This window comes from Pelomonas sp. Root1217 (assembly GCF_001425705.1).
Taxonomy (GTDB): Bacteria; Pseudomonadota; Gammaproteobacteria; order Burkholderiales; family Burkholderiaceae_C; genus Pelomonas.
Map to the genome: position 1 here is coordinate 182,968 of NZ_LMDC01000029.1, position 26,173 is coordinate 209,140.

The following is a 26,173-nucleotide window of genomic DNA, read 5'->3' on the forward strand; positions in this document are numbered from 1 at the left end:
CTCTCATGTCCCATTCCCTCCTCGCGGCCCGTCGGTCGCTGTTGGCCCTTTCCGCCGTGGCCTGCGCTTCCTCCGCCCACGCCCAGAACAAGCTCGACACCGTCGTCACCACCGCCGCGCGCACGCCGCAGCGCCTGTCGGAAGTGCTGGCCGACCTGACCGTCATCACCCGCGCCGACATCGAGCGCCAGGCCGCCGCCAGCGTGGCCGACCTGCTGCGCAACAACGGCTGCGCCGAGATGGTCCGCAACGGCGGCGCCGCATCGACGACCTCCCTCTTCCTGCGCGGCGCCGACACCCGTCACACCCTCGTGCTGGTGGACGGCGTGCGCATGGATTCGCAGGCCACCGGCGGCGCCAGCTGGCAGGGCATTCCGGTCGCGCAGGTCGAACGCGTGGAAGTGCTGAAGGGCCCGGCCAGCGCCATCTACGGCTCGGACGCCGTCGGCGGCGTGGTGCAGATCTTCACCCGCAAAGGCGGTGGCAAGATCAGCGCCGGCTTCGGCGTCGGCCTGGGCACCCAGGGCACGATGAAGGCCGACGGCGGCCTGTTCGGCAGCCTGGGGCTGGTCGACTTCGCCTTCACCGGCGCCATCGAAGAGAGCGACGGCTTCAATTCGACCATCGACTATCCCGGCTCCTTCAGCTACGTGCCCGACCGCGATGGCTGGCGCAAATACCAGGGCACGGCCCGTGTCGGCGCCCAGCTGGCCGAAGGCCATCGCGCCGAACTGATCGTCATCAAGAACCACATCAACGGCCAGTACGACGCTTCCAAGTCCAAGCCGCTGGCGGACGACCGCAGCCTGCAGGACACCGACGCCACCCGCCTGGCCTGGACGGCGCAATGGGCACCGGCCCTGCAGACCCAGCTCAGCTACGGCGAGTCGCGCGACCGCTACGAGACCTCGCCCTCGCCCTATCTGACCATCACCAAGGTCAAGAGCCTGGCCTTGACCGGTTCCTATGTGCTGGGCAAGGGCCAGCAGGTCAATTTCCAGGGCGAGCGCATCGAGGACAAGCTGGAGAACAGCGGCCTCGTGACCGCTGGCGTTGGCAAGCGCCACCGCAATGCCGTCGGCGCGGGCTATCTGCTCCATGCCGGTGCGTTCAGCCTGCAAGCCCACGCTCGCCACGACGACGACAGCCAGTTCGGCAGTGTCGACACCGGCACGCTGCTGGCCGGCTATGAGGTCGTGACCGGCCTGCGCGTCGTCGGCTCCATCGGCAACGCCTTCCGCGCGCCGACCCTCTATCAGCAGGGCACGGTCTACGGCCCCGACCTCAGCAAGCCCGGCGTCAAGCCGCTGGAGGCAGAGCGCGGCCGCAATGTCGAGTTCGGCTTGAAGTACGGCAGCGGCGAAACCGAGTTCACAGCCACGGCCTACCGCAACCGCGTCAGCAAGCTGATCATCTTCGGCGCTGCCGGCAGCTGCCAGAGCCAGTTCGGCTGCTACCAGAACGTGTCGGCGGCCCGCCTGCGCGGCGTGACCCTGGCCGGCAACACCAAGGCCGGCAGCGTGAACCTGCGCGCCACGATGGACTTCCAGAAGTCCACCGACGCCAGCACCGGCCTGCTGCTGGCCCGCCGCGCCAAGCGCCTGGCCACGCTGGGTGCCGACACCGAACTGGGCGACTGGTTGCTGGGCAGCAGCGTGCAGGCCTCGGGCGCGCGCTGGGACAACGCCGCCAACACGCGCAAGCTGGGCGGCTATGGCCTGGTCAACTTCAACGCGCAGTACAAGATCCGCAAGGATCTGAAGCTGCAGCTGAACCTGGACAACGCCTTCGACCGCGAGACGTCGACGGCCTATGGCTATGCGTCGGCACCGCGCACCGCGCTGATCTCGCTGCGCTTCACCCCCACGCTCTAATGGCGCCATGAGCGCACACGAACTCATCGTCGGCGGCCAGCGCAGCGGCAAGTCGCGCCAAGCCGAGAAGCTGGCCCTGGCCTGGCCGGGCCGCGTGGTGGTCATCGCCACTGCCTTGGCAGCCGACGAGGAGATGCGTGAGCGCATCGCCCATCACCGCGCCTCGCGGCCGGCGGGCTTCACGACCCTTGAAGTCCCGCTGGCCTTGAGCGCTGCCCTTCAACAGGCCGACGACGCCAACACCCTGGTCATCGTCGACTGCCTGACGCTGTGGCTGGTCAACTGGCTGATGCCGATGAATGGCGCGCCCGACGCGGCCGGCTGGCAGGCCGAGCGCGCCGCGCTGCTGGACCTGCTGCCGAGGCTGAAGTCACGCGTCGTCTTCGTCTCCAACGAGGTCGGCTGGGGCGTGTCGCCGCTGGGCCGCGAGGTGCGCGGCTACATCGACGAACTGGGCCGCCTCAACCAGGATGTGGCGCGCCTGTGTGGCCGGTTGACACTGATGGTGGCGGGCCAGGCCTGGACCCGACCTGTCGAGGAATTGAACGATGCTTGAACGCTTTTTCCTGGTCCTGCTGCTGGCCGTGGCCGTGCCCGCACAGGCTGTCGAGATCAAGGACGACCTCGGTTTCACGACGCAGCTCCCCGCTCCGCCCCAGCGCATCGTCAGCCTGCTGCCCTCGCTGACCGAGACCGTCTGCGAGCTGGGAGCCTGCGCCAGGCTGGTCGGCGTCGACCGCTATTCCAACTTTCCGGCCAGCGTGAACGCCCTGCCCAAGGTCGGCGGAATGGAAGACACCAACGTCGAGCTGATCGCGTCGCTCAAGCCCGACGTCGTGCTGGTGGCGGTGTCCTCGCGCGTGGCCGAGCGGCTGCGCGCCTTGGGCCTCAAGGTCGTCGTGCTGGAGCCGCGCAGCTACAAGGACGTTCAGCGCGTGCTGAACATCATCGGCCAGGTGCTCGACGTGCCGGATGCCCAGCGCGTCTGGCGCCATATCGAGGCGGGTGTCGCCGCAGCGGCCAGCGCCGTGCCAGCGTCGGCGCGCGGCGTGCGCGTCTATTACGAAGTCGCCAGCGGCCTCTGGGCGGCCGGCGAGTCCTCCTTCATGGGCGAGACGCTGACGCGGCTGGGCGCCGGCAACATCATCCCGGCGTCGCTCGGCCCCTTTCCCAAGATCAACCCCGAGTTCGTCGTCAAAGCCAACCCAGCCCTGATCATGATCGGCCAGCGCGGCTCCGAGGGCCTGACGCAGCGCCCCGGCTGGGACCGCATCGACGCCATCAAGCGCGGCCGCATCTGCGTCTTCAAGCCCGAGGAAGGCGACATCCTTGCGCGCCCCGGCCCTCGCATGGCTGAGGCGGCACAGATCATGGCCAAGTGCCTGCGCGAGAAGGTTTCCTCGTGATGAACCTGCGTCCGGGCGTGCTGCTGACGCTGCTGCTCATCGTCGGCGCCGCCGGCGTGCTGGCCGGCGTGGCGATCGGCAGCACCGGCTGGGCCGATCTGAGCGACGACAACATGGGCATCATCCTGTGGGAGATCCGCCTGCCGCGCTCGTTGGGCGCCTGGTGGGCCGGCGCCCTGCTCGGCATGGCCGGTGCGATGTCGCAAGGCCTGTTCCGCAACCCGCTGGCCGACCCCTATCTGCTGGGCAGTGCTTCAGGCGCGGGCCTGGCCGTCGCCATCGCCCTGGCGCTGACGGGCATCTCGCCGCAGACCTCCTCGCTGCTGGCCCATGTCGGCCTGACCGGCATCGCCTTCGTCGGCACGCTGGTGGGCGTGGGCCTGACGCTCGTGCTCGCGCGCGGCGTGGAGCAGACACTGCGCCTCTTGCTGGCCGGCGTCGTCGTCGGCGTGGTGCTGAACGCGCTGACCGGCCTGGCGACGCTGTGGGCGCCCGACATCCTGCGCGCCATGCAGGCCTTCCTGCTCGGGAACACCGGCCTGCTGGGCTGGAGCAGCGTCTGGATCATGACGGTCAGCGGCGTCGTCGCCCTCGTCGTCGGCCTGCTGGCCAGCCCGGCTTTGGATGCACTGACGCTGGGCGAAGCCACGGCCGTGTCGCTGGGCATTCGCATGGGGTTGATGCGCCTGCTGCTCATCCTCGCCTTCGCGCTGGCGACCGGCGCCGCCGTCGCCCAGACCGGCATCGTCGCTTTTGTCGGCCTGGTCGCGCCCCATCTGGTGCGCAGCCTGTGTCCGATGCTGCATGGCAAGCTCATCCTGATGTCGGCCGCGGCTGGGGGCGCACTCCTGCTGGTGGCCGACGTGATCGCGCGCGGGCTGATGAGACCCCAAGAGCTGCCCGTCGGCCTTGTCACCGCATTACTCGGTGGCGTCTATCTGCTGGTGTTGATGCATCGCCGCGGAGCGCCCAGGCGATGAGTGCAGCGCTGCATGCCCGCATCAAACGCGTCCGCATCGACGGCCGCGACCTGATCAGCGACATCGACCTCGTGCTGCCTGAGGGCCGCTGGACAGCCATCGTCGGCCCCAACGGCGCCGGCAAGTCGACGCTGCTGCGGGCCATCGCCGGCCTGCAGCGCTGCGACGGCACCGTGCAGCTGGGCGGCAAACCACTCAGCGACTGGCCCAGCCGCGAGCGCGCCCGCCAGCTCGCCTGGATGGGCCAGCAGGAGACCGGCGCCGATGACCTGACAGCGCAAGACGTTGTGCAGCTCGGCCGCCTGCCGCATCGTCCCTGGCTGGCACCTCCTACCGCGTCCGATCAGGCCGCCGTGCAGGCCGCGATGCAGGCCACGCAGAGCTGGGCCTGGCGCGAGCGCCGGCTGGGTTCGCTGTCGGGTGGCGAGCGCCAGCGGGTGCTGCTGGCGCGCGCCCTGGCCGTCAATGCACCGCTGACCTTGATGGACGAACCGCTGGCTCACCTCGACCCGCCCCATCAGGCCGAATGGATGGCCCTGGTGCGGGCGCGCGTCGCCGCCGGCCACAGCATCGTCAGCGTGCTGCACGAGTTGCATCTGGCGCTGCAGGCCGACCACCTCGTGCTGATGGCCGACGGCCGCATCGTGCACACCGGCGCTCCCGCCGATGCTGCGACCCATGAGGCCTTGAAGCGCGTCTTCGGTCCCAGCCTGCACATTGCACAGATCGAAGGGCGCTGGGTCGCCCTGCCGCTATGACCCACCACTGCGCCGCCCTCTTCATCAGTGCCCCGTCCTCGGGCTCGGGCAAGACCTGCATCACCGCGGCCATTGCCCGCAGCCACGCGCGGCGCGGCAGGCGCGTGCGCGTCTTCAAGACCGGGCCGGACTTCCTCGACCCGAGCATCCTGGAGCGCGCCAGCGGCCGCCCGGTCTACCAGCTCGATCTCTTCATGGGTGGCTTCGCCCATTGCCAGGCGCTGCTCGCCGATGCGGCGCGCGACGCCGACCTCATCCTCGTTGAAGGTGTCATGGGCCTGTTCGACGGCAACCCGAGCAGCGCCGACCTGGCTGCCGCCTTCGGCCTGCCCGTCGCCTGCGTCATCGACGCCTCGGCCATGGCCCAGACCTTCGCGGCGCTGGCCACGGGGCTGCAGCGCTTCCGGCCCGAGCTGCGCCACTGCGGCGTCATCGCCAACCGCATCGGCAGCGCGGCGCATGGGCGCATGCTCAGTGAAGGCCTGCCGGACGACCTGCCGCTGATCGCCGCGCTACCGCGCGAGCCCAGGCTCATCCTGCCTGAGCGCCATCTGGGCCTCGTGCAGGCGCTCGAGCAGCCGGGCCTGGACGCCCAGCTCGACGCCTGGGCCGATGCCTGGGAGGCGGGACTGCGGCCGGGCCTTGCCTTCAAGCCGCTGCCCTTCGAGCCAGGGGCAGAACCCTCTCTTCGACCACTGCTAGGAGGCCGGCGCATCGCCATCGCCCGCGACGCCGCCTTCGCCTTCATCTACCCGGCCAATGTCGACCTGCTGCGGGCCCTGGGCGCAGAACTCGTCTTCTTTTCGCCGCTGCGGCACGAGGCGCTGCCGGGATGCGACGCCGTCTGGCTGCCAGGCGGCTATCCAGAGTTGCATGCCGAGGCGCTGGGCGCCCATCCGACACTGGCCGCAGCCCTGGCCAGCCACGTCGGCGCAGGCAAGCCCTTTCTGGCCGAATGCGGCGGCATGCTGGCCCTGCTCGACGAGCTGACCGACGCTGCCGGCGAGCCTCACCGCATGGCCGGCCTCATGCCCGGGCGTGCCCATGTGCAGCACCGCCTGGCGGCACTGGGCCTGCAGGCCATCGATTGGCCGGAAGGCCCGCTGCGCGGCCACAGTTATCACTACTCCACGCTGGAGACGCCGCTCATGCCCATTGCCACGGCGAGCAATCCCAATGGCGGCAAGACCGCCGAGGCCCTCTACCAGCAGGGCTCGCTGCGCGCGAGCTATGTGCACCACTACTTTCCGTCCAATCCGGAGGCCGTCGCCGCCTTCTTTGGGAGCTGAAGCGATATGGAAATCGAGAAACCGCCCGTCGACCGCGAACGTGTGATCCCCAGCGGCGAGCGCCGCGGCCTGGTGATCGTCCACACCGGCGACGGCAAGGGCAAGAGCACCGCCGCCTTTGGCCTGGCGCTGCGCGCGCATGGCCGCGGCAAGCCGGTGCGCATCTATCAATTCATGAAGGTGCCCAGCGCGCGTTTCGGCGAGCACCGCGTGTTCGAGCACCTGGGCGTGCCCATCGAGGGGCTGGGCGACGGTTTCTCATGGAAGAGCAAGGATCTGGAGCACTCCGCCGAGCTCGCCCGCGAGGGCTGGGGCCGCGCTGAATCGGTCATTCGCGCGGGCGACCATTTCCTCGTCGTGCTGGACGAGATCATGTACCCGCTGCGCTACGGCTGGCTGGCGCTGGAGCAGGTGCTCACCTGCCTGCGCGAGCGCCCGCCGCATGTGCACGTCGTGCTGACCGGCCGCGGCGCACCGACCGAGTTGATCGAGCTGGCCGACACGGTCACCGAGATGACGATGATCAAGCACCACTACAAGGCCGGCGTGCCGGCGCAGCGGGGGATCGAGGACTGATGATGCACAGCGCCCTCGTCATCTGCACCACCTGCGCCGATGGCCAGGGCCAGGCGCTGCTGGAGGCCGTCGAGAACGAGGCATTGGCGCGCGACTGGCCGCTACCCATCCGCGGCCAGGCCTGCATGGCCGCCTGCAAGCAAAGCTGCACCGCGGCCTTGCAGGGCGCGAACAAGACAGCTATCTGTTCGGGCAGCTCGCGCCTGATGCGGCGAGCGTCCAGGCGCTGCTGGCCGTGGCCGCCCAGCATGCGGAGCCAGGTGACGGCCTGCTGGCCTGGGACCGCCGGCCGGACCGACTCAAGGGCGGCCTGGTGGCGCGATTGCCGCCGCTGCGTTGATCCATGATGAGCCTGATGTTGCCCTTGGCGATGCTGGTGGCCCTGATGGTGGACCGCATCGGTGAACCACCCGTGTGGGCGCACCCGGTCGTTGGCATGGGACGCTATCTCGGCCTCTTCAAGCTGACGAAGCTGCCTCCGGCCCTGGGCTTTGTCGCCGGTGCGCTGGCCTGGCTTGTCGGCGCCGCGATGGTCGCCTTCATCGCGCTGTGGCTGGAGGGCTGGGTGCTGCTCCTGCTGCAGCCTTGGCATTCACCGCTGCGCCTCGTTGGCACTGCCTTGGCTGTCGGCCTGCTGCTCAAGCCACTGCTCGCCTGGCGCATGCTGGCCAACGAGGCGCTTGCCGTGGAAACCGAATTGAGCAGATCGCTGGACGCCGCCCGTGTGCGCCTCTCACGCCTGGTCAGCCGCGACACGTCGGTGCTGAGTGAGACCGACGTGCGCGAAGCGGCCATCGAGACGCTGGCCGAGAACCTCAACGACTCGGTCATCGCGCCGCTGTTCTGGTTCGCCATCGCCGGGCTGCCGGGCGCGGCGATCTACCGCTTTGCGAACACGGCAGATGCCATGTGGGGCTACCGCGACGAGCGCGAATGGTGCGGCAAATGGGCTGCGCGGGCCGACGACCTGCTGTCCTGGCTGCCGGCCCGGCTGACCGCGCTGGTGCTGATGCCGCCCTCCTTTGGCCGGCTGCCGCGCGAAGCCCGGCGCACGCCGTCGCCCAACAGCGGCTGGCCCATGGCGGCGATGGCGCTTCGGCTGGGCCGGCGGCTGTCCAAGCCGGGCGTCTACATGCTGAATGCCGAAGGAGAGCCCGTGCAGACCGGTGACCTGAATGCCGCCCGCGATGTTGCACAGCAGGCCGTCACCGTGGGCGCGGCGCTGATCGTGGCCCTCGCCTGGGCGCTGCGGACATGAACGAACCGCTGCTGCCCGAACATGGAGGACCGGACGGCGGCCCACCGGTGGCACACGACTTTTCGACCAACGCCAGCCCGCTCGGCCCGCCACCGGTGCTGATGAAGGCCATGCAGGCCGCCGACCGCCAGGCCTATCCCGACCCGAATTACCGCGCGCTGCGCCTCCACCTTGGTGACGCCGACTTGGTCCTGCCCACGGCAGGAGGTGCCGAGGGCATACGCCGGCTGACCTTGGCGGCGATGCTCGCCGGCCGCCGCGAGGTCTGGGTGCCGCAGCCCGGCTTTGGCGACTATGCACTGGCGGCCCGGGCGCTGGGCCTGCCCGTCAAGCCCTATGCCGTCCCGGCCGAAATCCGTCCGACGGCGCCCGCCCTGGTCTGGATCTGCGAGCCCTGCAACCCGACCGGTGCCAGCGTGCCGGCATGGCCGGAGCTCGATGCCCTGATCGTGGTTGACCGCGCCTACGAGCCGCTGCGCCTGCACGGTGCCGCCACCTCGCTGCCGCGCGGCGCCTGGCAGCTCATCTGCCCGAACAAGGCGCTCGGGCTGACGGGCATCCGTGCGGGCTATTTCATCGCGCCGGCCGCTGACGAGGTCTGGTCCCGTGCGTTGTCGCTGGCGCCCAGCTGGGTGTTGTCGGCCGAGGGCGTGGCGATGCTGATGCACTGGAACAGCGACGACACGCAAGCGTGGTTGGCCAAGGCTCGCCATCAGTTGCGCGAATGGTCGACGAAGCAACGCGCGCTGCTGGCCGACCTGGACTGGTTGCAACAACCCAGTTGCACCAACTTCTGGCTGGCCCGCCCACCGCGCCTCGATATCGCGACCCGCCTGCGCGAACGCGGCATCGGCGTGCGCGACACAACCTCTTTCGGCCTGACCGGCTGGGTGCGCGTTTCGGCCCAGCCGCTCGCCGCCCAGCAGGCGCTCCAACAGGCCCTGCTTGAAATCGAAAGCGAAGACTCATGAGTGCAGCGCCGGGCCGTCCCAAGCAAACTCGCTCCCGCTCGGCGGGACAGGCCGAAGGCCGAAGGGTGCATCAATGAACAGCAAAGCAGTGATGGTGCTCGGCACCACAAGTGGCGCGGGCAAGAGCTGGCTGGCCACGGCGCTGTGCCGCTGGTATGCCCGCCAGGGACTCAAGGTCGCGCCGTTCAAGGCGCAGAACATGAGCAACAACGCGCGCGTGGTGCCCGGCTTGAACGGCCTGATGGGCGAGATCGGCTCGGCGCAGTACTTCCAGGCCCTGGCCGCCAACCGCGTGCCCGAGGTGCGCATGAATCCGGTGCTGCTCAAACCCGAGGCGGATACGCAGAGCCAGGTCGTCGTGCTCGGCGAAGTGGACCCGGCCATGGCCACCATACCCTGGCGCGAACGCAGCGCCCTGCTGAAGCCCCGCGCCCGCGCGGCCCTGCACGAGCTGATGCGGGAGAACGATGTCGTCGTCATCGAAGGCGCGGGCTCGCCGGCGGAGATCAACCTGGCGCCCAGCGACTACGTCAACCTCGGCACCGCTCGCGACGCCAACGCCGCCTGCCTGATCGTCACTGACATCGACCGCGGCGGCGCCTTCGCCCACCTGTACGGCACCCACCAGCTGATGCCCGATGACGTGCGCGCCCAGGTGCGCGGCTTCGTGCTGAACCGCTTCCGCGGCGACGCCGGGCTGCTGTCACCCGGGCCCGAGCAGCTCGAACACCTGACCGGCGTGCCCACCATCGCCACGTTGCCGATGTGGCGTGGCCATGGCCTGCCCGAGGAGGATGGCGTGTTTGATGACCGCACCACCGGCACCGGCCTGCACATCGCCGTCATCGCCTACCCGCGCATCTCCAACCTCGATGAATTCCAGCCGTTGCGCCAGTTGCCCGGCGTGCGCCTGTCCTGGGCGCGCGAGCCCAAGGACCTGGCCGGCGCGGACTGGATCGTCCTGCCCGGCTCCAAGTCCACCGCGGCTGACCTCGCCTGGCTGCGCGCGCAAAAGCTCGACGCCGCCATCAACAGCCACCGCGGCCGCGTGCTCGGCATCTGCGGCGGCCTGCAGATGCTGGGCGAGGCCCTGATCGACACGCATGGCGTCGACGGCAATGCGCCGGGCCTGGGCCTCCTGCCGCTGGTGACCGTCTTCGAGCCCGAAAAGCTGCTGCGCAGCGCGGAGTTCGCTTTCTCAACTTCACTGGACGGTGGCTGGCAAGCCCTGGCCGGCGTGCAGGCCAGCGGCTATGAGATCCGCCACGGCCGCACCCAGCCCCACGCCGGCCTGCCGCCGCCGCGCGTGGCGCTGCGCAATGCCGCCGGCGAGGCGGTGGGGTGGCAGGCCGGCCAGGTGCTGGGCGTCTACGCCCATGGCCTGTTCGAGCAGCCAACCGTGCTCAAGGCCCTGTTCGGCCACGCTGGCCGGTCGCTGGACGCCGTTTTCGATGGGCTGGCAGACTTCATCGACCTGCACTTCCAACCGGGCAAGATTGCGGGTTTGATCAGCTGACCGAACCCCATGCGCCGCCTCCTTGCCACCGCCCTGCTCACCCTGCCCCTGGCAGTCCACGCCTGGGGCTCGGACGGGCACCAGACCGTTGCAACCATCGCAGCCGGCCTCATCAAGGGCAGCCCCGCCGAAGCTCGCGTGGCTGCGCTGCTGGGTGACATGCCGCTGCCGCTGGCTTCGATCTGGGCGGACTGCGTGAAAGGCATCGCGCCCAGCCAGGGCTATACCTATCCCGCGCCGGGCAAGTACCCCGCGTGCGCCGCGCTGGAGACGCCTGCGCGCATTGCGGAGATGGCCGACTATGTAAGACGCAACGACCGGCAGTGCGCGATTGGCCTCGACGAGGACAGCTGCCACAAGCAGACCCATTACGCCGACATCGCCGTGCAGCGCGGCCGCTACCTACCGAAGGTGACCGGCACGCGCCCGGATGACGTCGTCGGTGCGCTGCGTGCGGCCATCCTGGTTCTGCAGGGCAAGCCCTCGCCCGGTCAGCCCAACTTCAAGAGCCAACGCGAGGCTTTGCTGGTACTGGTGCATCTGGTGGGCGACATCCACCAGCCGCTGCACGTCGGCAGCGTCTATCTCGACGCCCAGGGGCGCCGTGTCGACCCCGACAAACAGGGCTTCGATCGCGCCAGCTTCACCATTGGTGGCAACGGCTTGCTGCTCGATCCGGCCGCAACGACGGGATCGAAGAACTTTCATTCGTACTGGGACAACGTGCCCGAGGAATTCAGGCCTCAGCATGTCGATGCGGCCTGGCTGGCCGAGGCGCGCCAGGTTCGGCCGGACGCCGGCGATCCCCTGACCTGGCCCGCACGCTGGGGCAGCCAGTCGGTGAAGCGGGCAAACGCCACGTATGAAGGCCTGAGCTTCTCGCCCAGGCAGGGCGACACCTGGCACGTCAGCCTGCCCGACGGCTACGGCGCCCGTGCCGATGCCATCAAGCGCCAGCAACTGACCCTCGCCGGCGCGCGGCTGGCCCAGTTGCTCAGGTGGGTGTTCCCGCGCCCGCAGTGAGCCGCTGGTACTTCTGCATCAGCGTCTCGCGGCTCTCGATGTGCGCCGGGTTGATCGGAATGCAGGCCACCGGGCAGAGCATCACGCACTGCGGCTCATCGAAGTGGCCAACGCATTCGGTGCACTTGGCCGGGTCGATCTTGTAGAACTCCTCGCCCATCGAGATGGCGTTGTTCGGGCAGGCGGGTTCGCAGACGTCGCAGTTGATGCATTCGTCCGTGATCATCAACGCCATGGAACACCTCCATCGGCCAGGCGGACGAATACGGCAAGCGCCTGCATGCGCTCGCCGCGCGTGGCGGGGCAAGGCATGCCTTGCCGATTCCCGCTCCGCGTGTCCGTGATCATCAGCGCCATCGTCAGCCCCCCTTCCTGCAGCGCTCGTTCAGCCGCGCCAGTACCCCGGGCGACACGAACTCCGCCACCTCGCCACCCAGCGTCGCGATCTCGCGCACGAAGGTGCTGGACGTGTACTGATGGTGCTCGCCGGGCGTCAGGAAGATGGTCTCGACCTCGGGCATGAGCTTTCGGTTCATGCCGGCCATCTGGAACTCGTATTCGAAGTCGCCACCGGTGCGCAGGCCACGCACGACGACACGGCCGGCGTGGGTGCGCACGAAGTCGCGCAGCAGGCCGTCGAAGGCGATGACCTCGACATTGCCCAAAGGCGCCGCCGCCTCCTGGGCCATCGCCAGCCGTTCCTCCAGCGGGAACAGCGTCTTCTTGTGGTGCCCCACCGCAACTGCGATCACCAGCCGCTCGAACATGCCGGCCGCGCGTCGCATCAAGTCCTCGTGGCCCAGCGTGATGGGGTCGAAGGTGCCGGGATAGACGGCCGTGATCGTGGTACGGGAGGTCATGGGACTGGATTGTCCTCGCGACGCAGCAATTGGTAGTGCACGGCGCCAGCTCGGCCCTGGCGCCAGGCGGTGAATCCGGCCGGTGCGGAGATATCGTGGGGCGACTCGACGTAAATCAGGCCGCCCTCCGCCAGCAGCGGCGTGGCAGCGGGCAGGGCGCGGTCGAACAGGTTGTCGGCGAAGGGCGGATCGAGAAAGATGAGGTCGAAGCGGTCGGCGCAAGCCGTCATCCAGTTCAGCGCATTGGCGCGATGGATGGTGATGGCGCTGGCCTGCAGGCGCTTCTGGCTGGCCCTCAGGCCGTCCACCAGGGCCGCCTCGCGCTCGATCATCACCACGGCATCCGCGCCGCGCGAGGCCGCCTCGAAACCCAAGGCGCCGCTGCCGGCAAAGGCGTCCAGCACGCGCCAGCCGTCGAGCGTCTGCCCCAGCCAGTTGAAGAGGGTTTCACGGACGCGGTCGGACGTGGGCCGCAGCCCCGGCAGGTCAGGCACGGGCAGCTTGGAGCGTTTCCACCGGCCGCCGATGATGCGAACTTCGCCCATCTACTGGCGAACCGGAATGCCGCGCGCCGCCATCAAGGCCTTGGCCTCGCCCACCGTGTGTTCGCCAAAATGGAAGATGCTGGCGGCCAGCACCGCGTCGGCGCCGCCCTTGGTGATGCCATCAGCCAGGTCGTCCAGCGAGCCGACGCCACCCGAGGCGATGACGGGCACGGGCACGGCGTCGGAGACGGCGCGGGTCAGTTCGAGGTCGAAGCCGCTCTTGGTGCCGTCGCGGTCCATGCTGGTCAGCAGGATCTCGCCGGCGCCGAACTCGGCCATCTTGCGCGCCCATTCGACGGCGTCCAGGCCGACGTTCTTGCGGCCGCCGTGGGTGTAGACGTCCCAGCCCCTGCCTCTCGGGTCATTGTCGGCTCGGCGCTTGGCGTCGATGGCGACCACGATGCACTGGGCACCGTATTTGTCGCTGGCGGCGCGGATCAGTTCGGGGTCGGCCACCGCTGCGGAATTGAAGCTGACCTTGTCGGCACCGGCGTTCAGGAGCCGCCGTACGTCGGCCACCGCGCGCACGCCGCCGCCCACGGTCAGGGGGATGAAGACCTTCGAGGCGACGGCCTCGATGATGTGCAGGATGAGGTCGCGACCATCGCTGGTAGCGGTGATGTCGAGGAAGGTCAGCTCGTCGGCACCCTGCTCGTTGTAGCGCGCGGCGATGTCCACCGGGTCGCCTGCATCGCGCAGGCCGACGAAGTTGACGCCCTTGACCACGCGGCCGGCGGTGACGTCGAGGCAGGGAATGATTCGTTTGGCGAGCATGAGAGGGGGACGGAAAAACAGCCCCGATTATTCCTTTGCTGATTAGGGCTTCGCAGCGGCCGTGAAGCATTGCCCAATCGCGGCTGCTCAACCCACCCCACGGAGACGACGATGAGACTGACCACCCCTGCCCTGCTCGCCGCGACACTTGCCTTCAGCGCCACCGTGGCGTCGGCTCATCCGGTGACCTATATCGGCACGCTGAGCAACCTCGGCGAGCCTGCGACGGCCGCTGGATCGCTGGGCACCGGCACGGTCAGCCTCGTCTTTGACGACGACACCTTCACGATGAAGGTCGACGTGACGTTCAGCGGCCTGAGCGGCAATACGACGGCAAGCCACATCCACTGCTGTACCAGCGCGGCGGGTGCAGGCTCGGCGGGCGTGGCAACACCGCTGCCGACCTTTCCACTGTTCCCTCTCGGCGTGAAGTCCGGCAGCTACTCGATGACCTTCGACATGACGCAGGCGTCGAGCTGGAACCCCGCCTTTGTGACGGCCAACGGCGGCACGACCTCAGGCGCTTTCGCCGCGTTTGCGACCGGCCTCGCTGACGGCAAGGCCTATCTGAACATCCATTCGAGCACCTCGGGTGGCGGCGAGATCAGGACTTTCCTGGTGCCGTCGCCCGTGCCGGAGCCCGAGACCTATGCGCTGATGCTGGCTGGCCTGGGCCTGCTGGTGCTGCGCCGCCGCAGTCTCGGACGCTGAGTCGGTCCGCTCGCGCTGCGGACGGCGGTTTTCGGGCCGAGCGCCGGGCCTGCCATTGGCCAGAGGCCAATGGCCTTCCGTAGGCACCAGCAGTCCGCAGGAACTGCTGGTGTCCGACTCCAGTTCGCCTAGCCGGCCCGCGTTGGCGATGTGCTTGCCGGTCGAACCGGCAAGCATCGCCATCCCCTCGAGGGCTGAGGCCGGACACATGGCGCCCGTTGGGCGGCATGTGCCTGCCGAAGGGCTGCTGCACTGGCCGCAGCGCGATCTGCAAGACCGTCTGACGTACCCTTCAGACGAGGGGCCGCGTTCAACCGGCCGCAGCCATCAGCTCATCCGCCCGCGTCTGGGCGGACGCGAAGTCCAGCGCGCCGGTGTAGATGGAGCGCCCGCAGATGACGCCCTCGATGCCGTCGCCGAAAACGGCGCACAGGCGCTCGATGTCGGCGATGTCCGAAAGGCCACCCGAGGCGATCACCGGGATGGTGAGCGCCTGCGCCAGCTTGACGGTGGCCTCGATGTTGATGCCAGTCAGCATGCCGTCGCGGCCGATGTCGGTGTAGATGACGCCTTCGACGCCATAGTCCTGAAACTTCTGCGCCAGGTCGATGACTTCGTGGCCGGTCAGCTTGCTCCAGCCGTCGGTGGCAACCTTGCCGTCCTTGGCGTCCAGGCCCACGATGATGTGGCCGCCGAAGGCCGTGCAGGCGTCCCTCAGGAAGCCAGGGTTCTTGACCGCGGCCGTACCGATGATGACGTAGGAGAGGCCATCGTCCAGGTAGCGCTCGATGGTGTCGAGGTCACGGATGCCGCCACCGAGCTGGATGGGGATCTCGTCGCCGATCTCCTTGATGATGGCCTTGATGGCTGGCTCGTTGACCGGCTTGCCCGCGAAGGCGCCGTTCAGGTCCACCAGGTGCAGGCGCCGCGCGCCGGCATCCAGCCAGCGGCGCGCCATCGCGGCGGGGTCTTCGCCGAAGGTGGTGGAGTCGTTCATGTCGCCTTGCTTAAGGCGGACACAGCGACCGTCTTTCAGGTCGATGGCAGGGATCAGCAGCATGGCCGGGGGCTGAGGGGCTGGAGGGAAAGGAAGGCGGGAGGCAAGAAAGTGCAGACCCGTTCAGGGCTTCCAGTGCAGGAAATTGCGGTAGAGGGCGAGGCCCAGCGCGGCACTTTTCTCGGGGTGGAATTGGGTCGCAAAAATATTATCCCGGGCCACCGCGCAGGTAAAGCGAGCACCGTAGTCGGTCTCGCCGGCGCTGTGTTCCGGCAACGCAGTCGTCGCGTAGAAACTGTGCACGAAGTAGAACCAGCTCTCGTCCGGGATGCCATCCCAAACAGCATGCGCCCGCGGTTGGTGCACGCGGTTCCAGCCCATCTGCGGCACCTTGAAGCGGCTGCCGTCTTCCTGCAGCCGGCCTTCCAGGCGGAAGCGCTGCACGCGGCCCGGGATCAGCCCCAGGCCGGGCGTGTCCTGCTCCTCGCTGTGATCCAGCAGCATCTGCATGCCAACGCACACGCCCAGCAGCGGCTTGGTGGCGGCGGCTTCAAGCACGGCTTCCTTGACGCCCGAGTCGGCCAGCTCGCGCATGCAGTCGCGCATGGCGCCCTGGCCAGGCAGCACGACTCGCTCGGCGGCGCGCACCACTTCAGGGTCGCAGGTGATGGCCACCTCGAAACCCTGGCCCTCGGCGGCATGGATGACAGCCTGGGACACCGAGCGGAGGTTGCCCATGCCGTAGTCGACGACGGCAACGGTGCGGGTCATGGCTTCCCCCGGGACAGGTCTACGAGCGCGTCACCCAGTGCCGTCACGGCGGGCTCGGACACGGCTTTGTCGACGCCGGGGAAGGTGGTGCGAAGCTTCCAGATGGAGCCGCTGCCACTCCACAGCTGCACATAGCTGCGCAACACTTCCTTCTCGGGGCGGTCGATCGTGGCCCAGCCCACCAAGACCTCGGTTCGGCTCTGGCCGTGGTTCTCATATTGCGCGACGACGTCGCGCACCTTGGTGTCGGGGTAACGCTGCTGCCAGCCTTTGACGATGCCGCTCATCGCGGACTTGAACTCCTCCAGCAACCGGGGATCTCGCGCAACGTCCTCGACGCGACCCAATTGGGCCTGGTAGATGTAGACGTCGGCCCACATGCCGCTCGGATGCTTGTAGCGGATGCTGCAGCCGCCGCCGGGCATGGTGGCTTCGAAGCCATGGGTCATCATGCGCTCAAAGCCCGGGCCCAGCGTCTGGGGCATATCCTCCTGGGTACCCGGCCGCGGGCAAGGCTGACCTTCCTGCGCCATGGCGCCCACGGCAAACAGGCCGCTCAACGCCAGTGCCGCGAAGCTGCGGCGCACAGCGCGGAGCAAGGCGCGGCTCACAGCGACCCCTTGGTCGACGGGATCACACCCGCCGAGCGCGGGTCCAGCGTCGTCGCCATGCGCAGCGCCCGGCCGAAGGCCTTGAAGATGGTTTCGGCCTGGTGGTGGGCGTTGTGGCCCTTCAGGTTGTCGATGTGGACGGTGGCCAGCGCCGCGTTGGCAAAGCCCTGGAAGAACTCGAAGGCCAGCTGCGTGTCGAAGGCGCCGATGCTGCCGGCCGTGAACTTGACGTCCATGTGCAGACCCGGGCGGCCGGAGAGGTCGATGACGACGCGCGACAGCGCCTCGTCCAGCGGCACATAGCTGTGACCGTAGCGCGTCAGGCCGGCCTTGTCACCGACCGCCTTGGCGACGGCCAGGCCAAGGGTGATGCCGACGTCTTCCACCGTGTGGTGGCCATCGATGTGCAGGTCGCCCTCGCAGTGGATGTCCAGGTCGATCAGCCCGTGGCGGGCGATCTGGTCCAGCATGTGGTCGAAGAAGCCGATGCCGGTCTGCAGCTTGGACTGGCCCGTGCCGTCCAGGTTGACGCGCACCGTGATGCGGGTCTCGCGGGTATTGCGGGTGACTTCGGCAACCCGTGCGGATTGAGAGGGGGCTAGTTCAGACATGCTTCGAGCGCTTGGAGCAGCAGGGTGTTTTCATCGGGCGTTCCGACGGTGATGCGCACACAGTTCGCGAGCAGCGGGTGCATGGCCGAGACGTTCTTGATCAGCACGCCCCGGGCCTTCAGCGCCGCGAAGGTGGCGGCGGCGTCTTGAACCCTGGCCAGGATCATATTGCCCTGACTTGGCCAGGGCGTGACACCGGGCATGGCCTGCATGGCCTTGAAAAGCCGTTCGCGCTGCTGGCGCAGCTCGGCGGCCTGGGCGGCGTAGACATCGGCATGCTCCAGCGCGAACAGGGCGGCCTCGGCGTTCAGCACGCTGACGTTGAACGGCGGGCGCAGCTTCTCGATCTGCTCGACCAGCTCGGCCGCCCCACAGAGGTAGCCGATGCGCACGCCGGCCAGGCCGAACTTGCTCATGGTGCGCATCACCAGCACATGCGGGTGGCGGGCCATCAGCGCCAGGCTGTCGGAGGATGCAAAGGGTTGGTAAGCCTCGTCCATGACGACCAGGCCCGGCGCCGCGGCGACGATGCGCTCGATGGCGGCGGCGTCCCAGAGGTTGCCGGTCGGGTTGTTGGGGTAGGACAAGTAGATGAGTGCCGGCTGGTGCTCCGCAATCGCGCCCAGCATGGCGGCCTCGTCCAACTCGAAGTCTCCAGCCCGCAGCGGCACGCCGACAAAGCGCAGGTGCTGGTGCCGCGCCGACATCTCATACATGACGAAGCTGGGCAGCGGCGACAGGATGACCGCACCAGGCTTGGACACGGCCAGCGTCAGCAGGCTGATGAGTTCGTCCGAGCCATTCCCCAGCGTGATGCCGAAGGCCTCGGGCAGGCCGGCATGACCCTTCAGCGCCGCGGCCAAGTCGGCGGTGCGCTCGGCCGGATAGCGGTTGATGGCAACGGCGCCGAGGCGCTCGCCCAACGCCCGCTGCAGTTCGGTCGGCAGGCGGTAGGGGTTCTCCATGATGTCCAGCTTGACGAAGCCGGTGCTCGGCTGGACGACGTAAGCCTGTGCAGCGAGCACGTCGGGCCGGATCTGGGCAAGGGCTTGGTCGAGGCTCATGGGGCGGTCACGATAGGGTTGAGCACCTGCACGCTGTCGAAGACAGCTTCGTGCGGCAGGGCCAGGCTGAGCAGTCGAGTGCAGCCCTGCGCCTTGGCGCTGGCGACAACGAGGGCGTCGGCGAACGGCAGGCTGAAACGACTTTCCAGCGACCAGGCGGATTCCACCGTCGCCTGGTCGGTGGCCCAGGGCCGCCAGTGCTGGTAGCGGCGCACCTCGGCACGGGCGTCGCCCTGGGGCATGCGCGGGTTCACGCGCTGGGTGGCCAGCAGGTAGAAGTCGTTCAGCACCTGCACCGACATCCGGCCGGTGCGGTTGGCCCACAGCTCGCGCAGCCAGGCCAGCACCTGTTCGCGTTCGGCGGGCCGGGCACCGTCCTCGCTGAACAGCAGCACGGAGGTGTCGACGAAGACCGGATCGCTCACAGGATGCCTCGCCCAGGGTAAGGCTGACCGTCGGAAGCCCAGGAGCGTTCCCGATGCAGCCAGTCCTGCAGCGCGCGCTCATAGGCATCGTCGTGGCGCATCTTCTCGCCCAGCAGCTCGCCAAGCAGGCGAGACACGCTGGTGTTGCGCCGCGCGGCTTCCAACCGGGCCCATTCGGCCACGGCGTCATCCATGGACACGGTGACATTCTTCATGGCATCAAGCGTATCACACGAAGTTCGTGTTGCACGAACTTCGTGTCCAAATACCTCTCGCTTGAATCGATTGAGTTAGCCTTTGCATCCCGTTGTCACTCCACCATCAATGCCCATATCGCCCCTCGCCAAGAAGCCCCTGCAGGCCACCGTGGCCAAGCTCAAGCGCACCGGCCGCGCCCTCGGCAAGCTCAAGCCCCAGGTGGTCAACCCCGTCCAGGCCCTGCAGGACATCAAGGCCAGGCGCGTCGCGCGGCGCACAGCCTCGGGCCTGCAACTGGTGCTGGCCGACCGCGTCGACTTCCTGAACCCGGCACATTGGGACGCGCTCGCGGCGCAGACCCTCTTCCTGTCGCGCGACTACCTGCGCGTGCTGGAGCAGCATGCGCCGGACAACATCGAGCCGCGCTACGCCATGGCCTATGCCGATGGTGCGCCAGTCGCGGCGCTATTGCTGCAGCGCGTGGCCGTCGGCGGCGCCCAGCTGCGCAAGCCCGGCAGCAAGAAGCTGGTCGATGCACCCATGGCCGGGCTCAAGGAGCATCTGCTGGTCTGCGGCAACCTGCTCGTCTGGGGCGCGCGCGCCATGGCCCTGGCGCCGCATGCCGATGAGGGCCAGCTCTGGCATGGCGTCTGCGAAGCCATCTACCGGCTGCGCCGCGCCGACAAGCTCGACGGCCAGTCCGACCTGGCGCTGATCAAGGACCTCGGCATGGCCGCCCAGCAGGTCTCACCGTCACTGCGCCTGCTGGGCTATCGCAGCGTCGACACCGAACCCGACATGGTGCTGACGCTGCGCTCCGAATGGCGCAGCTGGGACGACTACCTGGCCAGCATGACCTCGGGCTATCGCAGCGCGGCCAAGAAGCTGCTGAAGGACTGCGCCGCGGCCGGCCTGACGCTGCGCGAGGCCAGCGCCGAGGAGCTGCTGGCGCGGGCCGACGAGCTGCATGCTCTCTATGGCCAGGTCCACCAGGCCCAGGGCCTGCGGCTGGCAACGCTGACGCCAGGCTATCTGCCGGCCATGGCCGTCGCCCTGGGTGCGCGCTTCCGCTGCCGCGTGGCCGAGCATGCCGACGGGCGCTGGCTGGGCTTCGTCACCAGCGTGCACGACGGCGACACGACGCTGGGCTACTACATCGGCTACGACCGCGCGGCCAATGCCGAGGCACCGATCTACCTGACGCTGCTGCAGTCCACTGTGCAGGACGCGATCGCCTTCGGTTCGACGCGGCTGAGCCTGGGCCGCACGGCGCTGGAGCCCAAGGCCAAGATGGGTTGTAGACCTGAGCCGCTGAGTTGCGCGGTGCGCCACCGCGTGTCGGCGCTGAACTGGATCACCACCGCGCTGACCAAGACGGCCGAGCACGACGAGCCGCCGGAGCGCAGCCCGTTCAAGGCCGCGCCTGTCGACGCGGCTTGAGAGTCACTTCAAGCGCAGCTCCGCGGCGCGAGCGTGCGCCTGCAGGCCTTCGCCGTGGGCCAGTTCGCTGGCGATGCGGCCGAGTGTCTGCGCGCCCTCGGCGCTGACTTCGATGAGGCTGCTGCGCTTCTGGAAGTCGTAGACGCCCAGCGGGGACGAGAAGCGCGCAGTGCCGGCCGTGGGCAGCACATGGTTGGGGCCGGCGCAATAGTCACCGAGCGACTCGCTGGTGTAGGCGCCCATGAAGATCGCGCCGGCATGGCGCAGCAGCGGCTCCCAGCGCTGCGGCTCGGCCGCGCTGATCTCCAGGTGCTCGGGCGCGATGGCGTTGCTGATCTCGCAGGCCTCTTCCATCGAGCGGGTCAGGATCAGCGCGCCACGCCCGGCCAGCGACGCGCGGATGACGGCCTCGCGCGGCATCTCCTCGACCAGGCGCTCCATGCTGGCGCTCACCGCATCCAGGAAGGCAGCATCGGGACTGAGCAGGATGCTCTGCGCCAGCTCGTCATGCTCGGCCTGGCTGAACAGGTCCATCGCCACCCAGTCGGGCGGCGTCGTGCCGTCGGCGATGACGAGGATCTCGCTGGGGCCGGCAATCATGTCGATGCCGACCTGGCCAAACACATGCTTCTTGGCCGAGGCGACGTAGGCGTTGCCCGGGCCGGTGATCTTGTCGACGCGTGGGATGGTCGCGGTGCCATAGGCGAGCGCCGCCACCGCCTGCGCGCCGCCGATGGTGAACACGCGATGCACGCCGGCCACGGCCGCTGCGGCGAGCACCAGCGGGTTGCGCACCCCGTCCGGCGTGGGCACGACCATGATGATCTCGCCGACGCCCGCCACCTGCGCGGGAATGGCGTTCATCAGCACGCTGCTCGGATAGGCCGCCTTGCCGCCCGGCACGTAGATGCCCACGCGGTCCAGCGGCGTGACCTTCTGGCCCAGCAGGCTGCCCTCCTCGTCGCGGTAGCTCCAGCTGCGGCCGCAGGCTTCCAGCTGGCGCTCGTGGTAGGCCCGCACCCGTTTGGCAGCCGCCTGCAGCGCGCTGGCCTGGGCCGGCGTGATCGAGGCCAGCGCGGCCTGCAATTCGGCCTGCGTGATTTCCAGCGCGGCGACCTGGTCGGCCGTCACGCGGTCGAAGCGCGCGGTGTAGTCCAGCACGGCAGCGTCGCCACGCTCGCGCACGTCGGCCAGGATCTCCGCGACGCGGGCTTCGATGGCGGCATCGTCAGCCGCCGACCAGAAACGCAGGCGCTGGAACTCGGCGTCAAAGCCAGGCGCGGCCGTGGAGAGTTGGCGAACGAGTTTCATGCGATGGCCGATGCAAAGGCGTCGATCAGCGGACGCAGCGCGTCGCGCTTGAGCTTGAGCGCGGCCTGGTTGACGACGAGGCGGGACGAGATGTCCATGATCTGCTCCACCTCGACCAGCTTGTTGGCACGCAGCGTGCCGCCGGTGGAAACCAGATCGACGATGGCTTCGGCCAGGCCGGTCAGTGGCGCCAGCTCCATGGAGCCGTAGAGCTTGATGAGGTCAACGTGCACGCCCTTGTCGGCAAAGTGCTGGCGGGCGATCTCGGTGTACTTGGTGGCCACGCGGATGCGCGAGCCCTGCTTGACGGCCGCGGCGTAGTCGAAGTCGGCGCGTGTGGCCACACTCATGCGGCAGCAGGCGATCTTCAGGTCCAAGGGCTGGTAGAGACCGTGCGAGCCGCCCTGGGCCAGTGCCTGCTCGTGCAGCACGTCGCGCCCCGCCACACCGAGATCGGCGCCGCCGTATTGCACATAGGTCGGCACATCGCTGGCACGTACCAGCACCACGCGAACACCGTCGCGGTTGGTCGGCAGGATGAGCTTGCGCGAGGTCTCGGGGTCTTCCAGCACCTCAATGCCGGCGGCGCGCAGCAGCGGCAGCGTCTCTTCGAAGATCCGGCCCTTGGAAAGCGCGAGGGTCAGGCCGGTCATTGCGTCCACTCCTCGGGCGCCAATGTCTTCATCGACAGCGCATGGATCTGCTCGCGCATGCGCTCGCCCAGGGCGGCATAGACACGCTGATGGCGCTTGATGCGCGAGAGGCCAGCGAACTCTGCGGACACGATGGTGGCGAAGAAGTGGCGACCGTCGCCCTCGACTTCCAGATGCGTGCAAGGCAGGCCTGCAGCAATGAAATCGCGCACTTCTTGCGGGGTCGGGTCGGCCATCACGGGTCCTCGGGAAAAACCCGGATTTTAGGGAGGGATAGCGCAGGCCCCTTCGGGGCTGCGCAAACCACCCTTTAGGAACGGATCTTGTAGCCGCGTTTCAAGAGCGACAAAGCGAGGCCCGCCGTCACAGCGAAGCTGACGCCCACGACCCCCAGGCTCAGCCACGGCGACACGTCGCTGACCCCGAAGAATCCACGACGAAAGCCATCGATCATGTAGAAGAAGGGATTGAGGTGACTGACACCCTGCCAGACGCCCGGCAGAGAGTGCACCGAGTAGAAGACCCCAGACAGGAAGGTCATCGGCATGATGATGAAGTTCTGGAAAGCCGCCAGCTGGTCGAACTTCTCGGCCCACAGGCCGGCGATCAGGCCCAGCGTGCCCATCAGGCCGGCGCCCAGCACCGTGAAGGTCAGCACCCACAGCAGGTTGTCCAGGCCCGGCGGCGCAAACCAGGCCGTCACCAGCAGCACGCCCGTCCCCACCGCCAGGCCGCGCACGACGGCCGCGCCCACATAGGCGACGAACCAGGCCGAAGGCGACAGCGGCGTCAGCAGCAGGAAGATGAGGTTGCCTGTGATCTTGCTCTGGATGAGGCTGGACGAGCTGTTGGCGAAGGCGTTCTGCAGCACGCTCATCATCACCAGGCCGGGTATCAGGAACTGCGTGTAGCCGACCGTGTCATAGACCTTCACATGGTCCTCCAGCGTGTGGCCGAAGACGAGCAGGTACATGACCGCCGTCAGCACCGGGGCGCAGACGGTCTGGAAGGCGACCTTCCAGAAGCGCAGCACTTCCTTCTTGAAAAGAGTCGATGCCCCGTTCATGCGTGCTCTCCCTGCATGATCTCCAGGAACACGTCTTCGAGATCGGCGCGGCCGATCTCCAGGTCTTCGATCGGCACGCCCTGGCCCCGCAACTCGGCCAGCGTCGTCTCGACCTCGTGAGCGTCGTGCGCCGTCACCTGCACGATGCGCCCCGTCACCCGCGCACGCGCCGCGATGTCAGGCGGCAGCGCGGCATCCGTCTTGAAACGCAGCATGGTGGACGCCGTACCCGCCAACAGCTGCGAGGTGCGGTCCAGTGCGACGATGCGACCGTTCTTCAGCATGCCGATGCGCTGGCACAAGGCCTCGGCTTCTTCGAGGTAGTGAGTGGTCAGCAGCACCGTGTGGCCTTCCTTGTTGAGGCGGGCAATGAACTGCCACAGCGTCTGGCGCAGCTCCACGTCGACACCGGCGGTCGGCTCGTCCAGCACGATGACCGGCGGGCGGTGCACCAGCGCCTGGGCCACCAGCACGCGGCGCTTCATGCCGCCGGACAGTTGGCGCATGTTGGCGTTGGCCTTGTCGGCCAGGCCCAGGTTGCTCAGCAGCTCGTCGATCCAGTCGTCGTTGCCATGCACGCCGAAATAGCCGCTCTGGATGCGCAGCGATTCGCGCACGCTGAAGAAGGGGTCGAACACCAGCTCCTGCGGCACCACGCCCAGCGCCTTGCGGGCGGCGGCATAGTCGTCGACGACGTCGTGGCCCATCACGCGCACGCGGCCCTCGCTGGCCTTGGCCAGGCCGGCCAGCACGCTGATCAGCGTCGTCTTGCCGGCACCGTTGGGGCCCAGCAGGCCGAAGAATTCACCGCAGTGGATGTCGAAACTGACACCGTCCAGCGCCTTCACCTGCCCTCCCCGGTATGTCTTCTTGACGTTCTCGAAGGCGATGGCGGGCGGGGAGGTCGGGTTCGGCATGGGGCGCGATTCTAAAAGTCGCCCTGTTTCGGTGCCGATCACTGCCAGAATGACCCGCGATGCCCACCCCCAAACGCCCCCGCCGCACCGCCGAGCGCATCCTGGAGGTCACGCTGGACCTCTTCAACCGCTTCGGCGAGCCGAATGTGTCGACGACGCTGATCTCGGCCGAACTGAAGATCAGCCCGGGCAATCTCTACTACCACTACCCGGCCAAGGACGAACTCGTCAACGCGCTGTTCGGCCGCTACGAGGCAGAGCTGAACGAGCTGCTCGCCGCGGCTGACAACGTGCGCAACGTAGAGGACGGCTGGCTGTTCTTCCACATGCTGTTCGAGCTCATCTGGAAGCACCGCTTCCTCTACCGCGACCTGAACGACCTGCTGTTCAAGAACCGCCGGCTGGAAACCCATTTCCAGACCCTGCTCGCCGCCAAGGAGCTGGCGATGCGCCAGGTGCTGTCAGGCCTGCACCTGGGCGGCGCGCTGAAGATGGACTTGCGCGAGGCCGCACCGACCGCGAACGCGATGGTCGTCGTCGTCAGTTACTGGCTGAGCTATGAATACGTGCGCGACCCGCGCCGTGCACTGGAGCCCGAGCGCGCCGGCGCGGCGCTGATGCGCGGCGCCTTCCATGCATTGAGCCTGCTGCTACCCTACCTCGAGCCTGCTTCCAAGGAACACCTCTTCAAGCTCGCGGGCAATTACCAACAACCCTGACGGAGACAAGCGATGGCCAAGTGGACCGCCTTTCCCTATGACAACAGCGCGTTCGTTTACACCCCCGCCACGCTGAAGAAGCACTGGGCGCGGCTGCATGCCGGTGATGCCGAGCCTTTCCCCAAGGACGCCGCCGTCGTCCAGGCCTGGGCCCACTTCCATGCCGGCGACTTCCAGGCTGCCTATGACGCGGGCCTGGCCGCCGGTGGCGCCGGCATCACGGTCGCCAACAAGGCCCAGGGCATCTACGCCAACTACCTTGAGAAGAAGGAGAAGGTGAAGCTGGAGATGTTCCTGGAGATCGCCGAGCGCGCCGAAGCCCAACAGGGCGAGGAGCCCAAGAATCCCAACGCCTTCTACTGGCAGGCCTATGCCATCGGCCGCTACGGCCAGGGCATCAGCGTCGCCAAGGCGCTGGCTCAGGGCCTTGGCAGCAAGGTCAAGAACGCGTTGGAAACCACCATCGAACTCGCGCCCAAGCATGCCGACGCCCATATCGCGCTGGGTGCCTTCCACGCCGAAGTCATCGACAAGGTCGGCAAGCTGCTGGGCCGCACCCAAGGCGCCGACACGGCGACCGGCTTGAAGATGTTCGAGCAGGCCCTCAAGCTGAACCCGACCAGTGCCATCGCCATGATCGAACGCGCCAACGGCCTGGTCATGCTGGAGGGCGACAAGCGCATGAAGGAGGCCGAGAAGCTGTACGCCGACGCGGCCGCCTGCGAGGCGATGGATGCGATGGAGTTGCTCGATATCGAGCTCGCCAAAGAGGAGCTTGAGGAATAGTCGAGCATTAGTTCACGGCACGCGGTCCGGGTCGTGAACTCCGTCACGACCCAGTCTCCCGCG

General features: G+C 68.1%; 32 protein-coding genes. 16 read left to right on the forward strand and 16 right to left on the reverse strand.

The features are described from left to right. The first annotated feature begins 5 nt into the window (after window positions 1–5). The 12 genes from ASC95_RS26360 (at window position 6) to ASC95_RS26415 (ending at window position 11,651) form a co-directional block, all read left to right on the forward strand. Complete coding sequence (locus tag ASC95_RS26360; protein ID WP_082568138.1) at window positions 6–1,874, forward strand: TonB-dependent receptor domain-containing protein; 1,869 nt, start codon at window positions 6–8, stop codon at window positions 1,872–1,874. Between the two features lie 7 nt (window positions 1,875–1,881). Beyond that, on the forward strand, window positions 1,882–2,430 hold the full coding sequence (gene cobU, locus ASC95_RS26365) for a bifunctional adenosylcobinamide kinase/adenosylcobinamide-phosphate guanylyltransferase (RefSeq protein WP_057300661.1): 549 nt from the start codon (window positions 1,882–1,884) through the stop codon (window positions 2,428–2,430). Beyond that, window positions 2,423–3,280, forward strand: a complete 858-nt coding sequence (locus tag ASC95_RS26370) for an ABC transporter substrate-binding protein (protein ID WP_057300662.1) — start codon at window positions 2,423–2,425, stop codon at window positions 3,278–3,280. The genes cobU and ASC95_RS26370 overlap by 8 nt, the downstream gene beginning before the upstream one ends. Further along, window positions 3,280–4,260: an iron ABC transporter permease gene (locus tag ASC95_RS26375; protein WP_057300663.1), complete on the forward strand. Its 981-nt coding sequence runs from the start codon at window positions 3,280–3,282 to the stop codon at window positions 4,258–4,260. Before ASC95_RS26370 ends, ASC95_RS26375 begins: the two co-directional genes overlap by 1 nt. After that, entirely contained in the window at window positions 4,257–5,018 is a 762-nt protein-coding gene (locus tag ASC95_RS26380; protein ID WP_057300664.1) for an ABC transporter ATP-binding protein, read from the forward strand. The genes ASC95_RS26375 and ASC95_RS26380 overlap by 4 nt, the downstream gene beginning before the upstream one ends. After that, window positions 5,015–6,307 (forward strand): cobyrinate a,c-diamide synthase, encoded by a 1,293-nt coding sequence (locus ASC95_RS26385; RefSeq protein ID WP_057300665.1) that lies wholly within the window; start codon window positions 5,015–5,017, stop codon window positions 6,305–6,307. The genes ASC95_RS26380 and ASC95_RS26385 overlap by 4 nt, the downstream gene beginning before the upstream one ends. 6 nt (window positions 6,308–6,313) lie before the next feature. Next, the gene (cobO, locus tag ASC95_RS26390; RefSeq protein WP_057300666.1) at window positions 6,314–6,883 is read left to right on the forward strand and encodes a cob(I)yrinic acid a,c-diamide adenosyltransferase; all 570 of its coding nucleotides are present in this window, start codon (window positions 6,314–6,316) and stop codon (window positions 6,881–6,883) included. A gap of 145 nt (window positions 6,884–7,028) precedes the next feature. After that, entirely contained in the window at window positions 7,029–7,223 is a 195-nt protein-coding gene (locus ASC95_RS32110) for a DUF1636 family protein (RefSeq protein WP_255355283.1), read from the forward strand. A 6-nt stretch (window positions 7,224–7,229) separates the two neighbouring features. Beyond that, window positions 7,230–8,141, forward strand: coding sequence for an adenosylcobinamide-phosphate synthase CbiB (cbiB, locus tag ASC95_RS26400; RefSeq protein WP_082568140.1), 912 nt, complete (start codon window positions 7,230–7,232; stop codon window positions 8,139–8,141). After that, window positions 8,138–9,112, forward strand: a complete 975-nt coding sequence (locus ASC95_RS26405) for an aminotransferase class I/II-fold pyridoxal phosphate-dependent enzyme (RefSeq protein ID WP_057300669.1) — start codon at window positions 8,138–8,140, stop codon at window positions 9,110–9,112. The genes cbiB and ASC95_RS26405 overlap by 4 nt, the downstream gene beginning before the upstream one ends. Window positions 9,113–9,185: 73 nt before the next feature. After that, window positions 9,186–10,628, forward strand: coding sequence for a cobyric acid synthase (locus ASC95_RS26410; RefSeq protein ID WP_057300670.1), 1,443 nt, complete (start codon window positions 9,186–9,188; stop codon window positions 10,626–10,628). A gap of 9 nt (window positions 10,629–10,637) precedes the next feature. Next, a complete protein-coding gene (locus ASC95_RS26415; protein WP_057300671.1) occupies window positions 10,638–11,651 on the forward strand; it encodes a S1/P1 nuclease in 1,014 nt (337 codons plus the stop codon). On the opposite strand, the gene ASC95_RS26420 is transcribed toward ASC95_RS26415, so the two are convergent. The 4 genes from ASC95_RS26420 to hisF all read right to left on the reverse strand — a co-directional run bounded on the left by ASC95_RS26420 (window position 11,623) and on the right by hisF (window position 13,830). Next, window positions 11,623–11,886, reverse strand: coding sequence for a YfhL family 4Fe-4S dicluster ferredoxin (locus ASC95_RS26420; RefSeq protein WP_057300672.1), 264 nt, complete (start codon window positions 11,884–11,886; stop codon window positions 11,623–11,625). The two genes, ASC95_RS26415 and ASC95_RS26420, sit on opposite strands and share 29 nt — an antisense overlap. Before the next feature lie 124 nt (window positions 11,887–12,010). Continuing rightward, window positions 12,011–12,511, reverse strand: a complete 501-nt coding sequence (gene coaD, locus ASC95_RS26425; RefSeq protein WP_057300673.1) for a pantetheine-phosphate adenylyltransferase — start codon at window positions 12,509–12,511, stop codon at window positions 12,011–12,013. Beyond that, a complete protein-coding gene (gene rsmD / locus ASC95_RS26430) occupies window positions 12,508–13,056 on the reverse strand; it encodes a 16S rRNA (guanine(966)-N(2))-methyltransferase RsmD (RefSeq protein ID WP_057300674.1) in 549 nt (182 codons plus the stop codon). Before rsmD ends, coaD begins: the two co-directional genes overlap by 4 nt. After that, window positions 13,057–13,830 carry an imidazole glycerol phosphate synthase subunit HisF gene (gene hisF / locus ASC95_RS26435; RefSeq protein WP_057300675.1) on the reverse strand — a complete coding sequence of 258 codons (774 nt, stop codon included), beginning with the start codon at window positions 13,828–13,830 and terminating at the stop codon, window positions 13,057–13,059. A 111-nt stretch (window positions 13,831–13,941) separates the two neighbouring features. Here hisF and ASC95_RS26440 point away from each other — a divergent pair, with 111 nt between their 5' ends. After that, window positions 13,942–14,541, forward strand: coding sequence for a CHRD domain-containing protein (locus ASC95_RS26440; RefSeq protein WP_082568141.1), 600 nt, complete (start codon window positions 13,942–13,944; stop codon window positions 14,539–14,541). 310 nt (window positions 14,542–14,851) lie between these two features. On the opposite strand, the gene hisA is transcribed toward ASC95_RS26440, so the two are convergent. Genes hisA through ASC95_RS31540 form a run of 7 tightly spaced genes read right to left on the reverse strand, consistent with a single transcriptional unit; the run spans window position 14,852 to window position 19,235 of the window. Further along, window positions 14,852–15,601, reverse strand: a complete 750-nt coding sequence (gene hisA / locus ASC95_RS26445; RefSeq protein ID WP_057300676.1) for a 1-(5-phosphoribosyl)-5-[(5-phosphoribosylamino)methylideneamino]imidazole-4-carboxamide isomerase — start codon at window positions 15,599–15,601, stop codon at window positions 14,852–14,854. Between the two features lie 60 nt (window positions 15,602–15,661). After that, window positions 15,662–16,309, reverse strand: a complete 648-nt coding sequence (gene hisH / locus ASC95_RS26450) for an imidazole glycerol phosphate synthase subunit HisH (RefSeq protein WP_056193720.1) — start codon at window positions 16,307–16,309, stop codon at window positions 15,662–15,664. Next, window positions 16,306–16,908 carry a hypothetical protein gene (locus ASC95_RS26455; RefSeq protein ID WP_157256519.1) on the reverse strand — a complete coding sequence of 201 codons (603 nt, stop codon included), beginning with the start codon at window positions 16,906–16,908 and terminating at the stop codon, window positions 16,306–16,308. Before ASC95_RS26455 ends, hisH begins: the two co-directional genes overlap by 4 nt. A gap of 8 nt (window positions 16,909–16,916) precedes the next feature. Continuing rightward, on the reverse strand, window positions 16,917–17,531 hold the full coding sequence (gene hisB, locus ASC95_RS26460; protein ID WP_057300678.1) for an imidazoleglycerol-phosphate dehydratase HisB: 615 nt from the start codon (window positions 17,529–17,531) through the stop codon (window positions 16,917–16,919). Next, complete coding sequence (gene hisC, locus ASC95_RS26465) at window positions 17,519–18,595, reverse strand: histidinol-phosphate transaminase (RefSeq protein ID WP_057300679.1); 1,077 nt, start codon at window positions 18,593–18,595, stop codon at window positions 17,519–17,521. The genes hisB and hisC overlap by 13 nt, the downstream gene beginning before the upstream one ends. Continuing rightward, the gene (locus ASC95_RS26470; RefSeq protein ID WP_057300680.1) at window positions 18,592–19,020 is read right to left on the reverse strand and encodes a PIN domain-containing protein; all 429 of its coding nucleotides are present in this window, start codon (window positions 19,018–19,020) and stop codon (window positions 18,592–18,594) included. Before ASC95_RS26470 ends, hisC begins: the two co-directional genes overlap by 4 nt. Further along, window positions 19,017–19,235: a hypothetical protein gene (locus ASC95_RS31540; protein WP_057300681.1), complete on the reverse strand. Its 219-nt coding sequence runs from the start codon at window positions 19,233–19,235 to the stop codon at window positions 19,017–19,019. Before ASC95_RS31540 ends, ASC95_RS26470 begins: the two co-directional genes overlap by 4 nt. A 109-nt stretch (window positions 19,236–19,344) precedes the next feature. Between ASC95_RS31540 and ASC95_RS26480 the strand changes: the two genes are divergently transcribed. After that, window positions 19,345–20,658 (forward strand): GNAT family N-acetyltransferase, encoded by a 1,314-nt coding sequence (locus tag ASC95_RS26480; protein ID WP_057300682.1) that lies wholly within the window; start codon window positions 19,345–19,347, stop codon window positions 20,656–20,658. Window positions 20,659–20,661: 3 nt separating this feature from the next. Here ASC95_RS26480 and hisD read toward each other — a convergent pair whose 3' ends face one another. The 5 genes from hisD to ASC95_RS26505 all read right to left on the reverse strand — a co-directional run bounded on the left by hisD (window position 20,662) and on the right by ASC95_RS26505 (window position 24,605). Beyond that, the gene (gene hisD, locus ASC95_RS26485) at window positions 20,662–21,969 is read right to left on the reverse strand and encodes a histidinol dehydrogenase (RefSeq protein ID WP_057300683.1); all 1,308 of its coding nucleotides are present in this window, start codon (window positions 21,967–21,969) and stop codon (window positions 20,662–20,664) included. Next, a complete protein-coding gene (hisG, locus tag ASC95_RS26490) occupies window positions 21,966–22,622 on the reverse strand; it encodes an ATP phosphoribosyltransferase (RefSeq protein WP_057300684.1) in 657 nt (218 codons plus the stop codon). The genes hisD and hisG overlap by 4 nt, the downstream gene beginning before the upstream one ends. Then, window positions 22,619–22,858: a BolA family protein gene (locus ASC95_RS26495; RefSeq protein ID WP_057300685.1), complete on the reverse strand. Its 240-nt coding sequence runs from the start codon at window positions 22,856–22,858 to the stop codon at window positions 22,619–22,621. The genes hisG and ASC95_RS26495 overlap by 4 nt, the downstream gene beginning before the upstream one ends. Before the next feature lie 74 nt (window positions 22,859–22,932). After that, complete coding sequence (locus ASC95_RS26500; protein WP_057300686.1) at window positions 22,933–23,688, reverse strand: ABC transporter permease; 756 nt, start codon at window positions 23,686–23,688, stop codon at window positions 22,933–22,935. Next, entirely contained in the window at window positions 23,685–24,605 is a 921-nt protein-coding gene (locus ASC95_RS26505) for an ABC transporter ATP-binding protein (RefSeq protein WP_057300687.1), read from the reverse strand. Before ASC95_RS26505 ends, ASC95_RS26500 begins: the two co-directional genes overlap by 4 nt. A gap of 59 nt (window positions 24,606–24,664) precedes the next feature. Here ASC95_RS26505 and ASC95_RS26510 point away from each other — a divergent pair, with 59 nt between their 5' ends. After that, entirely contained in the window at window positions 24,665–25,324 is a 660-nt protein-coding gene (locus ASC95_RS26510) for a TetR/AcrR family transcriptional regulator (protein ID WP_057300688.1), read from the forward strand. 12 nt (window positions 25,325–25,336) lie between these two features. Beyond that, on the forward strand, window positions 25,337–26,110 hold the full coding sequence (locus tag ASC95_RS26515) for a hypothetical protein (RefSeq protein WP_057300689.1): 774 nt from the start codon (window positions 25,337–25,339) through the stop codon (window positions 26,108–26,110). Window positions 26,111–26,173: the final 63 nt, after the last annotated feature.